This window comes from Pseudomonas sp. S2_C11, from assembly GCF_054668395.1.
The window spans coordinates 1,985,057-1,998,468 of sequence record NZ_CP162765.1; the positions used below are offsets into that span (position 1 = coordinate 1,985,057).

General features: G+C 61.2%; 11 protein-coding genes. 4 read left to right on the forward strand and 7 right to left on the reverse strand.

Annotated elements, in window-relative coordinates; translation table 11 throughout:
- Positions 1 to 4: 4 nt before the first annotated feature.
- The 5 genes from AB4N48_RS09185 to AB4N48_RS09205 form a co-directional block, all read right to left on the reverse strand.
- Positions 5 to 394, reverse strand: a complete 390-nt coding sequence (locus tag AB4N48_RS09185) for a carboxymuconolactone decarboxylase family protein (protein WP_039763896.1) — start codon at positions 392 to 394, stop codon at positions 5 to 7.
- 131 nt (positions 395 to 525) lie between these two features.
- Complete coding sequence (locus AB4N48_RS09190) at positions 526 to 1,011, reverse strand: flavin reductase family protein (RefSeq protein ID WP_071172702.1); 486 nt, start codon at positions 1,009 to 1,011, stop codon at positions 526 to 528.
- Between the two features lie 12 nt (positions 1,012 to 1,023).
- Positions 1,024 to 2,505 (reverse strand): aldehyde dehydrogenase, encoded by a 1,482-nt coding sequence (locus tag AB4N48_RS09195; protein ID WP_056789392.1) that lies wholly within the window; start codon positions 2,503 to 2,505, stop codon positions 1,024 to 1,026.
- A complete protein-coding gene (locus AB4N48_RS09200) occupies positions 2,502 to 3,335 on the reverse strand; it encodes an alpha/beta fold hydrolase (protein WP_071172700.1) in 834 nt (277 codons plus the stop codon). The genes AB4N48_RS09195 and AB4N48_RS09200 overlap by 4 nt, the downstream gene beginning before the upstream one ends.
- Before the next feature lie 31 nt (positions 3,336 to 3,366).
- Entirely contained in the window at positions 3,367 to 3,957 is a 591-nt protein-coding gene (locus AB4N48_RS09205; RefSeq protein WP_056789406.1) for an amino acid synthesis family protein, read from the reverse strand.
- Positions 3,958 to 4,419: 462 nt separating this feature from the next.
- Between AB4N48_RS09205 and AB4N48_RS09210 the strand changes: the two genes are divergently transcribed.
- On the forward strand, positions 4,420 to 5,463 hold the full coding sequence (locus AB4N48_RS09210; protein ID WP_056789409.1) for a WD40/YVTN/BNR-like repeat-containing protein: 1,044 nt from the start codon (positions 4,420 to 4,422) through the stop codon (positions 5,461 to 5,463).
- On the forward strand, positions 5,460 to 7,844 hold the full coding sequence (locus AB4N48_RS09215) for an efflux RND transporter permease subunit (protein ID WP_042606775.1): 2,385 nt from the start codon (positions 5,460 to 5,462) through the stop codon (positions 7,842 to 7,844). Before AB4N48_RS09210 ends, AB4N48_RS09215 begins: the two co-directional genes overlap by 4 nt.
- 265 nt (positions 7,845 to 8,109) lie before the next feature.
- Here AB4N48_RS09215 and AB4N48_RS09220 read toward each other — a convergent pair whose 3' ends face one another.
- The gene (locus AB4N48_RS09220) at positions 8,110 to 8,829 is read right to left on the reverse strand and encodes a FadR/GntR family transcriptional regulator (protein ID WP_024013185.1); all 720 of its coding nucleotides are present in this window, start codon (positions 8,827 to 8,829) and stop codon (positions 8,110 to 8,112) included.
- Positions 8,830 to 9,016: 187 nt separating this feature from the next.
- Complete coding sequence (locus tag AB4N48_RS09225) at positions 9,017 to 10,753, reverse strand: IlvD/Edd family dehydratase (RefSeq protein ID WP_460095210.1); 1,737 nt, start codon at positions 10,751 to 10,753, stop codon at positions 9,017 to 9,019.
- Between the two features lie 192 nt (positions 10,754 to 10,945).
- Between AB4N48_RS09225 and AB4N48_RS09230 the strand changes: the two genes are divergently transcribed.
- Both AB4N48_RS09230 and araD1 read left to right on the forward strand, forming a co-directional pair.
- Positions 10,946 to 12,268: an MFS transporter gene (locus tag AB4N48_RS09230; RefSeq protein ID WP_056789414.1), complete on the forward strand. Its 1,323-nt coding sequence runs from the start codon at positions 10,946 to 10,948 to the stop codon at positions 12,266 to 12,268.
- Between the two features lie 144 nt (positions 12,269 to 12,412).
- Positions 12,413 to 13,405, forward strand: a complete 993-nt coding sequence (araD1, locus tag AB4N48_RS09235) for an AraD1 family protein (protein WP_460095212.1) — start codon at positions 12,413 to 12,415, stop codon at positions 13,403 to 13,405.
- Positions 13,406 to 13,412 lie beyond the last annotated feature (7 nt).

A 13,412-nucleotide genomic window follows, 5' to 3' on the forward strand; every position in this document is an offset into this window, starting at 1 on the left:
AGGGTTAACTGGAGGCCTCGGCGTCGGCTTCGGCAAAGGCTTCACGGGCCAGCCGGAAACTGTCCACGGCCGCCGGAACGCCGCAATAAATGCCGACCTGAAGCAGAATTTCGCGTATTTGCTCACGACTCAGGCCGTTACGCAAGGCGCCACGCACATGCAGCTTGAGTTCATGCGGGCGGTTGAGCGCCGAGATCATCGCCAGGTTGATCATGCTGCGCTCCTTGAGCGACAGACCCTCACGCCCCCAGACATGGCCCCAGCAGTATTCGGTGACCATTTCCTGCAGCGGGCGGGTGAAATCGTCGGCGTTGTCTATCGAGCGCTGCACGTAGGCTTCGCCCAATACCTGCGTACGGATCTGCAGACCTTTTTCATACTTTTCGTTACTCATAAATCCTCCAGTCACCACAGATCCCTCGTGTAGGAGCTGCCGAAGGCTGCGATCTTTTGACTTTGACTTTTGAAAACAAGATCAAAAGATCGCAGCCTTCGGCAGCTCCTACAGGGATTTGTGTGAATTCGTCAGGCCAGAGTCGGCAACGGGCCGAGCTTGCCTTTGTGATAAATCATCGGCGTCACCGGTTGCTCGGGCAGGATCAGGTTCTTCACTGCGCCGACAATGATCGCGTGATCGCCGCCGTCGTATTCACGCCACAACTCACACTCGATGATCGCCGTGGCCTTGGCCAGGATCGGGTTGCCCAGGTCGCTCAGGTGCCACTCGATGCCCTTGGCCTTTTCCTTGCCCTTGCCGGCGAATGCATAGGCTTCGGCGGTCTGCTCGGCGGAGAGCAAATGGATGGCGAATTTCTTGCTGTCGCGCAGCACCGGGTAGGTGTCGGACGCGTAGTTGGGGCAGAACAGCACCAACGCCGGGTCGATCGACAGCGCGCTGAACGCGCTGGCGGTGATGCCGACGATGCCGCCGTCCGGGTCGAGGGTGGTGACCACCGTGACGCCGGACGGGAACGAGCTCATGACGTCTTTGTAAATGCCGGGTTCGATCATTTCGCAGGACTCCTAGCGCATCACAAACGGATCAGGCATTGGCGCCTGGGAGAGGTTGATCCACACCGTTTTCAGTTCGGTGTAGGCCAGCACCGAGTCGATGCCGCTTTCGCGTCCATAGCCACTGTTCTTGAAGCCGCCGATCGGCGCCATCGCCGACACGGCGCGGTAAGTGTTGACCCAGATAATCCCCGAGCGCACATCGCGGGCCAGACGATGGGCGCGACCGAGATCGCGAGTCCAGATGCCGGCGGCGAGGCCGAACTGCGAGTCGTTGGCGATCGCCAGCGCTTCGGCTTCGTCTTTGAAGCGAATCACCGAAGCCACCGGGCCGAAGACTTCTTCCTGCATGATCTTCATCGAATTGCGGTCGCACTCGAATAGCGTCGGCTCGTAGAACCAGCCTTCACCGAGATCCGCCGGACGCTTGCCACCGGTGCGCAAACGCGCGCCTTCGGCGATCGCATCGGCGACCAGACCTTCGACCACCGCCAGTTGCTGCGCGGTGGCCATCGGCCCCATCTCGCTATTGTCTTCCTGTGGGTTGCCGATGCGGATGCGCTGGGCGCGCTCGACCAGACGATTGACGAACTCGTCGTAGATTTCGTCCTGCACCAGCAAGCGCGAACCGGACACGCAACTCTGCCCGGACGCCGCGTAGATCCCGGCAATCGCGCCGTTGATCGCGCTGTCCAGATCGGCGTCGGCGAAGATGATATTCGGCGACTTGCCGCCCAGTTCCAGCGACAGCTTGGCGAAATTCTCGGCGCTGCTGCGCACCACATGCCGTGCCGTCGCCGCGCCGCCGGTGAAGGCGATCTTGCGGATCAGCGGATGGCGGGTGAGGGCGGCGCCGGTGCTCGGGCCGTAACCGGTAACGACGTTGACCACGCCCGGCGGAATCCCGGCTTCGAGGGCCAGGCGTGCCAGCTCAAGAATGGTCGCCGAGGCGTGCTCGGACGGCTTGATCACAATCGTGTTGCCGGCGGCGAGGGCCGGGGCGAGTTTGATCGCGGTCAGGTACAGCGGGCTGTTCCAGGGAATGATCGCGGCGACCACACCCATGGCTTCGTGCACGGTGTAGGCAAACAGGTCGGGCTTGTCCAGCGGCAGGGTGCCGCCTTCCAGTTTGTCAGCCAGGCCTGCGGTGTAGTGGAAGAACTCCGGCAGGTAGCTGACCTGGCCACGGGTTTCGCGGATCAGCTTGCCGTTGTCACGGCTTTCCAGCTGCGCCAGGTGTTCCTTGTTTTCTGCGATCAGATCGCCGAGGCGACGCAGCAATTTCCCTCGCGCGGTGGCGGTCAGACCGCGCCATGCCGGGCTGTCGAAGGCCGTCTGCGCCGCTTGCACGGCGCGTTCGACGTCCGCTTCATCGGCGTCGGGCAATTGCGCCCAGGCTTGCGCGGAGGCCGGGTTGAGGCTTTCGAAGGTCTTGCCGGAGAGGGCGTCGACCCAGTCTCCGCCGATGCACATCTGGAAGCGTGCGAGTGTCATGCAACGATCCCCTTTATATGGTTTTGTCGGGCGTGTGCGAATTGGAGAAATTCCAGCAGCATCTGATTGACCAGACGCGGCGACTCTACCGGCATCATATGCCGTTGCTCGGGCAGCACGGCAACCTTCGCGCCGGGGATGCGTCGGGCCAGTTGCTCGGCCATTTCCGGCGTCGAGCCAGGGTCGAGCTCGCCAGTGGCGATCAGTGTCGGCGCCTGAATGCTGCTCAGGTCGTCGGCGCGGTACATGTCCTGGGTGGCGAACAATTCGTAGGTGGTCAGGTAACCCTGCGGATCGTTGTTGGCCAAGGTCTGGCGCAACGCGGCGATCTGCGCCGGGTTGGCCGCCTGATATTCACGGCTGAACCAGCGTGACAGGGCGGCTTCGGCGTTGGCGTCCGGGCCATGCTCGGCAGCCTGCGCAGTGCGTGCGATGACGCCGGCACGCTGTTCTTCGCTGCGGTTGAACACGCTGTTCAGCACCACCAGGCTTTGCAGGCGCTCCGGGTAGTGCAGGGCGAAGGCCCGCGCGACCAGACCGCCCATGGAGAAACCGATCACCGCTGCCTGGGGCAGATTCAGGTGATCGAGCAGCTCGAGCAACTGATCGGCGTAACCGAGCAGGTCGGTGCCGCTGGCCGGGCGCGGACTGGCGCCGTGGCCGAGCATGTCGTAGGCGATCACCTGGTACTGGCTGGCGAGGCCGACAATCTGCCCGCCCCACATTTCTTTGTTCAGGCCCACGCCGTGGATCAAGACCACGGGCTGGCCTTGGCCGGTCGCCAGGTAACTGGTGCCAGCCGGGGTGAGTTCAGCGGTGAGCCGAATCATGGAGCGCTCCTGCAATGCCTTTTTATTGTGATTACTGGGCTTTTTCGGCAGCCAGTTCTTCCAGATCGATGTAGCGGTTGCCGATGCGCGGGTGCAGGCGGCCACCGTCGGCGCAACCGAGCACGACGACGATTTCGTCGGCACGAGGCGCGTCTTCGATCTGCATTTCCAAGGTGATGTAGTGCGAACGCAGGCCTTCGTCGTCCTTGTGCATCATCGGGATCTGAATCGACGTGCCCGGACCGCCGCGCTTGTTGGTAAAGCTCAGGTAGCTCTTGGCTTTCACCGCTTCGCGATAGTGGTTGCCGAAGCGCAGCGTATGGATCACGGCGGAGGCGTGTTCGATCTCGCCGTCAGCGCCGACCACGGCGGCTTTGCCGTAAGCCTCGATCTTCTCGGCGCCACCAATGATGCCCACCAGGCGCTCGACCATCATGGCGCCGAGGTCGGAGCAGTTGGCGCGGATCTGCGGCTTGAGGTCTTCGACAAAACCGTGGCCCACCCACGGGTTCTTCATCACCACGGCGAGGCCGACCATGGTCACCGGCTTGTCAGTGGACTTGCCGCCTTCGATGAAGGTTTCTTCGACATAGCTGACGATCTTGCGAATTTCGAAACTCATGAGCTGCTCCGTTTGGGGGATTGAGAGTGTCTGTGCGTCTGATGGTATACCATAATACCGATCCTGCAAGTCCCCTCCGCAACAATTGCGTCATCCATCCTACGAATGGCTGCGCATTCACCCTTTGTCGCAAAACCAACCATCACTACAAACCCTGTGGGAGCGAGCCTGCTCGCGAAAGCGGTGGGTCAGCCAATAAACAGGGTGACTGATACACCGCATTCGCGAGCAGGCTCGCTCCCACAGGGAAAATGATGGGTTACAGAGAGCCGCTTTCGGTTAACAAAAGATAACGCGGCGCCGATTGTCAGACATTTGCAAAGCCCGATAGGATGAGCCAGCTTCCGAAGGGGCTCTGGATTGCGGGTTTCAGGACTATGCTTCTGAAACGCCAGTAGCCGAGCACCCTTGCGGCGCCCTTGAAGGCCCGATGGCCCAACAATAATAAATAGGGGAAGGTCTATGAGTCGTTGCCGCCCGCCGGCGTTACGCAACACCGCGTTGCTGGCCACAGCACTCTCGCTGCTGGGCTTTGCCACGTTATCGGCACCTGTGATTGCCGCCGAGGCCCCGGCTGACGTGGTCTATGCCACCGAATCGGCCAAGGCCGCAAAAAGCCTGATTCTTGATGTCGTCCACGCTGGCGCGCGTCTTGTCGCGGTCGGCGATCGCGGGCACATCGTCTATTCCGATGACCAGGGCAAAACCTGGACCCAGGCCAAGGTGCCGACCCGGCAACTGCTCACTGCCGTGTATTTCGTCGATGACAAAAACGGCTGGGCCGTGGGCCACGACGCACAGATTCTCGCCAGCGCAGACGGCGGTCTGACCTGGACCAAACAATTCGAAGACCTCGCACGCGAATCGCCGCTGCTCGACGTCTGGTTCAAGGACGCCAGCAGCGGCTTTGCCGTGGGCGCCTACGGCACGCTGCTGGAAACCTCCGACGGCGGCAAGCACTGGGAAGACGTCAGCGATCGCCTCGACAACGAAGACCAGTTCCACCTCAACGCCATCGCCGCCGTGAAAGACGCCGGGCTGTTCATCGTCGGCGAGTCCGGCAGCATGTTCCGCTCCGCCGATGACGGCCAGACCTGGGAAAAGCTCGAAGGCCCGTACGAAGGTTCGCTGTTCGGCGTGATCGGCACGGCGCAGCCGCAGACCCTGCTGGCGTACGGCTTGCGCGGCAATCTTTATCGCTCCACTGATTTCGGCAGCACCTGGGAGCAGGTCGAACTCAAAGCTGCACGCGGTGCGCTGGAGTTCGGTCTGTCTGGCGGCACGCTGCTCGAAGACGGCTCGATCGTGATCGTCGGTAACGGCGGTTCGGTGATCAGCAGCAGCGACAACGGCGAAACCTTCAGCGTGTTCAACCGTCCGGATCGCATTTCGCTGTCGTCGGTTACCGCCGCTGGCAACGGCAACCTGATTCTGACCGGGCAGGGTGGTTTGCACATCACCCAGCCAAACGGTGCCGAGACCAATAACAAGAAGGCGGGGCTATGACTTCCTTGATCACTCCTCAGCAGGAAAAGGCGACGGTTCTCGAGCGCCTGATCTTCAACAACCGTCCGGCCGTGATCCTGATCTGCCTGGTGGTGAGCATTTTCCTGTTCTGGCAGGCCACGCTGATCCGGCCGTCGACCAGTTTTGAAAAAATGATCCCGCTGCAGCATCCCTTCATCGAAAAGATGATGGAGCACCGCAACGATCTCGCGAACCTCGGCAACACCGTGCGTATTTCGGTGGAAGCCACCGACGGCGACATTTTCTCCAAGGAGTACATGGAGACCCTGCGTCAGATCAACGACGAAGTGTTCTACATTTCCGGCGTCGATCGTTCCGGCCTCAAATCGCTATGGAGCCCGAGCGTACGCTGGACCGAAGTGACCGAAGAGGGTTTCGCCGGCGGTGAAGTGATTCCGCAGAGCTACAACGGTTCCCAGGACAGCCTCGATCTGCTGCGCAACAACGTGCTCAAGTCCGGCCAGGTCGGGCGTCTGGTGGCCAACGATTTCAAGTCGAGCATCGTCGACATCCCTCTGCTGGAGGCCTATCCGGACCCCCAGGATCAGGGCAAGCTGCTGGCGCTGGACTATCGCCAGTTCTCCCATGAACTCGAAGACAAGATCCGCAACAAGTTCGAAGCGCAGAACCCCAACATCAAGATCCACATCGTCGGTTTCGCCAAGAAGGTCGGTGACCTGATCGACGGTCTGGTGATGGTGGTGCTGTTCTTCGGTGTCGCCTTCGTCATCACCCTGATCCTGCTGCTGTGGTTCACCAACTGCCTGCGCAGCACCATCGCGGTGTTGAGCACGACGCTGGTGGCGGTGGTCTGGCAGCTCGGGTTGATGCACTTCTTCGGCTTCGGCCTCGACCCGTATTCGATGCTGGTGCCGTTCCTGATTTTCGCCATCGGCATTTCCCACGGCGTGCAGAAAATCAACGGTATCGCCCTGCAATCCAGCGAGGCCGATAACGCCCTGACCGCTGCACGGCGCACCTTCCGCCAGTTGTTCCTGCCGGGGATGATCGCGATTCTGGCCGATGCGGTGGGTTTCATCACCCTGTTGATCATCGACATCGGCGTGATCCGTGAACTGGCGATCGGCGCGTCCATCGGCGTTGCGGTGATCGTGTTCACCAACCTGATTCTGCTGCCGGTGGCGATTTCCTATGTCGGCATCAGCAAGCGCGCGATTGCCAAGAGCAAGAAAGACGCCAACCGCGAACATCCGTTCTGGCGTCTGCTGTCGAACTTCGCCAGCCCGAAAGTCGCGCCGATTTCGGTAGCGCTGGCGCTGATCGCCTTCGGCGGCGGCCTCTGGTACAGCCAGAACCTGAAGATCGGCGACCTCGACCAGGGCGCGCCGGAACTGCGTCCGGACTCGCGCTACAACAAGGACAACAACTTCATCATCAGCAACTACTCGACCAGCTCCGACGTGCTGGTGGTGATGGTCAAGACCAAAGCTGAAGGCTGCTCGCGCTACGAAGCCATGGCGCCGATCGATCAGCTGATGTGGAAGATGCAGAACACCGAGGGCGTGCAGTCGGCGATCTCGCTGGTGACCGTGTCCAAGCAGATGATCAAGGGCATGAACGAGGGCAACCTGAAATGGGAAACCCTGTCGCGCAACCCGGACGTACTGAATAACTCGATCGCCCGCGCCGATGGCCTGTACAACAACAGCTGCTCGCTGGCACCGGTACTGGTGTTCCTCAACGACCACAAGGCCGAAACCCTCGACCGTGCGGTGCAAGCGGTGCAGGAGTTCGCCAAGGAAAACAATAAGGACGGTCTGGAATTCATCCTTGCTGCCGGTAACGCCGGGATCGAAGCGGCCACCAACGAAGTCATCAAACAGGCTGAGCTGACCATTCTGATTCTGGTGTACATCTGCGTGGCGGTGATGTGCATGATCACCTTCCGCTCTTGGGCGGCAACCCTGTGCATCGTCCTGCCGCTGGTGCTGACCTCGGTACTCGGCAACGCGCTGATGGCGTTCATGGGCATCGGCGTGAAAGTCGCGACGCTGCCGGTGGTGGCGTTGGGCGTGGGGATTGGCGTGGACTACGGCATCTACATCTACAGCCGCCTGGAAAGTTTCCTGCGTGCCGGGCTGCCGTTGCAGGAAGCCTATTACCAGACGCTCAAGTCGACCGGTAAAGCGGTGCTGTTCACCGGCCTGTGCCTGGCGATCGGCGTGTGCACCTGGATCTTCTCGGCGATCAAGTTCCAGGCCGACATGGGCCTGATGCTGACCTTCATGCTGCTGTGGAACATGTTCGGCGCGCTGTGGCTGCTGCCGGCGCTGGCCAAGTTCCTGATCAAGCCGGAGAAGCTGGCGGGGCAGAAGGGCAATTCGCTGTTTGCTCACTGATCTGAAAGGCTGAAACGACAAAGCCGCAACCTTGAGGGGTTGCGGCTTTATTTGTGAATCAAGATCAAGAGCCCCTCACCCTAGCCCTCTCCCGGAGGGGAGAGGGGACTGACCGAGGGGTGCGGCTAGATATATCGGCCTGAAATACCGAGTCGGTTATGGATTCACAGCAGAACGTTCAAGTCGGCGTAAATCTCAAATATTCCCCAATCGGTCCCCTCTACCTCTGGGAGAGGGCTAGGGTGAGGGCAAGCGGTCTCAAGCCCTAAGAAAGCTCAGCGCCAAGCACCACACTCAACGCACTGCGCGCATCATCCAGCTGCACCAGCGTCGCATGCCGGGCACCCAGGGCATCGCGGTTCTCGATGGCAGTCAGAATCGCCTTGTGCCTCGGCAACGCCAGTTCATGCAGATTCGGCCGTTGATTGGAATGCTTCAACGCCTCGGCAATCGCTACCGCCAACATATTGCACAGGTTCGCCAGCAGGTCGTTGTGCGTCGCATCGGCGATGCGGCTGTGGAAGTCCAGGTCCGGCTGCAACAGCGCTTCCGGGGTCGGCGCGGCTTCCATGCGTTGGTAGGCTTCGTTGATCGCAGCGATGTCGGCATCGGTCGCATGCTGAGCGGCGAGGGCGGCCGCTGCCGGTTCGATGATGCTGCGCACGCTGGTCAGCACGTTGAAGAATTCATTCTGCGGGCTGCTTTGCATCAGCCAGTGCAACACGTCGGGGTCGAGCATGTGCCATTCGCGGCGCGCCTTGACCACGGTGCCGACGCGCGGCTTGGAATACACCAGACCCTTGGCCACCAGCACCCGGGTGGCTTCGCGCAACACCGGGCGACTGACCGCGTACTCCTCGCAAAGCAGGGCTTCGGCGGGCAGTTTGTCGTCGGGCAAAAAGCGTCCGGAGACGATCTGCATGCCCAGTTCCTGGACGATGCGCGAGTGCATGCTTTTACGGTCGGAAGGTTTGCGGTAATCCATGGGGAGTGGCGCGATCCTGAGCGATGGAGATGCCGCGCATCATAGCAGGCACGGCACAGATTTGAGGCGATACGCAAAAGCAACTGTGGGAGCGAGCCTGCTCGCGAAGGCGGCATATCAGTCAAATAGATGTCGACTGACACTCCCTCTTCGCGAGCAGGCTCGCTCCCACAGGGGAATTGCGCTGTTAGTGAGAGTGACGCGGAACCTCGGCACCTCGGCAACCAACCAGGAAGTCAAAGTCGCAACCCTGATCCGCCTGCAGCACGTGATCGATGTACAGTTGACGATAACCGCCCACCAGCAACTGCTGCGGTGCTTGCAGATCGGCCATGCGCGCGGCCAGTTCAGCATCCGGAATGTCCAGATGCAGACGGCCGCTGGCGCAATCGAGTTCGATCCAGTCGCCTTCCTGCACCGCCGCCAAAGGCCCGCCCGCTGCCGCTTCCGGGGCGACGTGCAGAACCACCGTGCCGTAAGCGGTGCCGCTCATGCGTGCATCGGAAATGCGCACCATGTCCGTCACGCCTTGCGCCAACAGCTTGGCCGGCAAGCCCATGTTGCCGACTTCAGCCATGCCCGGATAACCCTTCGGCCCGCAGTTCTTCATCACCAGAATCGAATCCTTATCGACGTCCAGCTCCGGATCGTTGATCCGCGCCTTGTACATGTCGAAGTTCTCGAACACCACGGCGCGACCGCGATGCTGCATCAGTTCAGCGCTAGCGGCGGACGGTTTGAGTACCGCGCCCAGCGGCGCCAGATTGCCGCGCAACACGCAGATGCCACCGTCAGCGCGAATCGGATTGTCGAGGGTGCGGATCACTTGGTCTTCGCCATAGATCGGCGCGTCCTTGGTGTTCTCGTCGATGGACTTGCCGTTGACGGTCAGTGCGTTCGGGTTGGGGATCAGATTGGCTTCGCCGAGGCGACGCAGCACCGCTGGCAAACCACCGGCGTAGTAGAACTCTTCCATCAGGAAACGCCCTGACGGTTGCAGGTCGACGATGGTCGGCATGCCGCGACCGATGCGCGTCCAGTCGTCCAGGTCCAGCTCGACGCCGATGCGCCCGGCGATAGCTTTCAAGTGGATCACGGCGTTGGTCGAACCACCGATGGCGGCGTTGACGCGAATGGCGTTTTCAAAGGCTTCCTTGGTGAGGATCTTCGACAGCTTCAGGTCTTCACGCACCATCTCCACCGCACGCATGCCGGACATGTGCGCCAGCACATAACGGCGCGCATCTACGGCCGGAATCGCGGCGTTGTGCGGCAGCGAAGTGCCCAGCGCTTCGGCCATGCAGGCCATGGTCGACGCGGTGCCCATGGTGTTGCAGGTGCCCGCCGAACGCGACATGCCGCCCTCGGCTGCGAGGAAGTCATCGATGGTGATGGTGCCGGCCTTGACCTGTTCGCTGAGCTGCCAGACCACGGTGCCGGAACCGATGTCCTTGCCTTTGTGCTTGCCGTTGAGCATCGGCCCGCCGGTGACGACGATGGCCGGCACGTCGCAACTGGCCGCGCCCATCAACAGTGCTGGAGTGGTTTTGTCGCAACCGGTGAGCAGCACGACGCCGTCGATCGGGTTGCCGCGAATCGCTTCTTCAACGTCCATGCTCGCCAGGTTGCGGGTGAGCATGGCGGTCGGGCGCAGGTTCGATTCGCCGTTGGAGAACACCGGAAACTCCACCGGAAAACCACCGGCCTCGATCACCCCGCGTTTGACGTGCTCCGCGATCTGGCGGAAGTGCGCGTTGCACGGGGTCAGTTCCGACCAGGTGTTGCAGATGCCGATGATCGGCTTGCCGTGGAACTGATGGTCGGCGATGCCCTGATTCTTCATCCAGCTGCGGTACATGAAGCCGTTCTTGTCGGCTGTGCCAAACCATTGGGCGGAGCGCAGGGTGGGTTTCTTATCAGACATGATCGATTCTCTTATTGTAAGACTATTGTTTGCGAGCTGACGCTTAATCTAAGCTCAAAATCCGCGCTTTGGAAGTGTTGTTGGGTAATTAGTATTACTATATAGTCGTTTTCGACGGAGGGATGGCCCTGGCTGTTTTGGCGAGAGGCGTCCCCCGAGGTTCTATAAAAACAACAATCGGAGACCGATCTCATGAGCCAGGAATTGCGGCTTGTCCGGCGCATCACACTGAAACTGATTCCCTTCCTGATCCTGCTGTACCTGATCGCCTATGTGGATCGCTCCGCCGTCGGCTTCGCCAAGCTGCACATGGGCGCGGACATCGGTATCGGCGACGCCGCCTATGGCCTCGGTGCCGGGCTGTTCTTCATCGGCTATTTTCTTCTCGAGATTCCCAGCAACCTGATGCTCGAACGCTTCGGCGCGCGGCGCTGGTTCGCGCGGATCATGATCACCTGGGGCGCGATCACCATCGGCATGGCCTTCGTGCAAGGGCCGCACAGCTTCTACGTGATGCGCTTTCTGCTCGGCGCGGCCGAGGCGGGCTTCTTCCCCGGTGTGCTGTACTACATCACCCAATGGTTCCCGGTGCGCCATCGCGGCAAGATCCTCGGCCTGTTCATCCTCTCGCAACCCATCGCGATGATGATCACCGGTCCCGTGTCCGGCGGTTTGCTGGGCATGGACGGCATCCTCGGCCTGCACGGCTGGCAGTGGCTGTTCATCGTCATCGGCACCCCGGCGATACTGCTGACCTGGCCGGTGCTGCGCTGGCTGCCGGACGGCCCGCAGCAAGTGAAGTGGATGGATCAGGCGGAAAAAGACTGGCTGACCGGCGAACTGAAAAAGGATTTGCAGGAATACGGCCAGACCCGTCACGGCAATCCGCTGCATGCGCTGAAAGACAAACGTGTGTTGTTGCTGGCGCTGTTCTATCTGCCGGTGACCCTGAGCATTTATGGTCTGGGCCTGTGGCTGCCGACGTTGATCAAACAGTTCGGCGGCAGCGATCTGGTGACCGGGTTCGTCTCTTCGGTGCCATACATTTTCGGGATCATCGGCCTGCTGATCATTCCGCGCAGTTCCGACCGCTTGAATGATCGCTACGGCCACTTGGCGGTGCTCTATGTGCTCGGTGCGCTGGGCCTGTTCCTCAGTGCCTGGCTGTCGCTGCCGGTGGCGCAACTGGCGGCGCTGTGTCTGGTGGCGTTCGCGCTGTTCTCATGCACCGCGGTGTTCTGGACCTTGCCGGGGCGTTTCTTTGCTGGCGCGAGTGCGGCGGCGGGGATTGCCTTGATCAACTCGGTGGGCAATCTGGGCGGGTATATCGGGCCGTTCGTGATCGGCGCGTTGAAGGAATACACCGGCAATCTGGCTTCGGGGTTGTACTTCCTCTCGGGCGTGATGGTGTTCGGGCTGATTCTGACCGGCATCGTCTACCGCGTGCTGGAACGCAAGCATGTGCTGCCCGTCGACCAGTTCGCCGCCAGCGCCCGTGGCGCGACCCGCATCTGACTGACAACACTGGCCCCTGTGGGAGCGAGCCTGCTCGCGAAGAGGCCATCACATTCAACACTGCTGGTGAACGGTACACCGCTTTCGCGAGCAGGCTCGCTCCCACAGGGGATAGCGGCGTTTTTGATGGAACAGGAGAAAATCATGCATCTGGTTCAATTCGAATTACCCAACGGCGAGCGCCGGGTCGGCGTGGTCGACAACGGTCAGGTCCGCGAAGTCGAGGACGCCCGCAGTGTCCGTGATCTGGCCCTGGCGGCAATCGAGGCCGGCAGCTCCCTTGAGCAGCAAGTACAAAGCCTCGGCCTCGGCGCCAGTCACGACTACGCGCAATTGCTCAAAGACCTGCGCATCCTGCCGCCACTGGACCACCCGGACCCGGCACACATGCTGGTCAGCGGTACCGGCCTGACCCATCTGGGCAGCGCTTCGGCCCGCGACAAAATGCACCAGCAGGCCGGCGATGAAGCGGGGATGACCGACACCATGCGCATTTTCAAATGGGGCGTGGAGGGTGGCAAACCGGCGGCGGGGCAGGCCGGCGTGCAACCAGAGTGGTTCTACAAGGGCGACGGCAGCATTGTCGTGCGTCCGGGGCAGGCGTTCCCGCTGCCGCCGTTCGCCGAAGACGCCGGCGAAGAGCCGGAGATGGCCGGCCTGTACGTCATCGGCAACGATGGCAAGCCGTATCGCCTCGGTTTCGCGGTGGGCAACGAGTTCTCCGACCACGTCATGGAGCGCAAGAATTACCTGTACCTGGCGCACTCGAAATTGCGCAGTTGCAGTTATGGCCCGGAACTTCGCACCGGTGAATTGCCTCAACACCTTGCCGGCACCAGCCGAATCCTGCGTGACGGCGAAGTGCTCTGGCAGAACGAGTTCCTCAGTGGCGAGGCCAACATGTGCCACAGCCTGGCGAACCTCGAGTACCACCACTTCAAATACAGTCAGTTCCTGCGTCCGGGCGACGTGCATATTCACTTTTTCGGCACTGCGACCCTGTCGTTTGCCGACGGCATCCGCACCCAGCCGGGCGACACGTTCGAGATCAGCCAGGCCGACTTCGGCGCACCGCTGGTCAACGGTATCGCACCGGTCAAAGCGGCTTTTGAACCGGACAGCATCGGCACCCTTTAAGGAGATC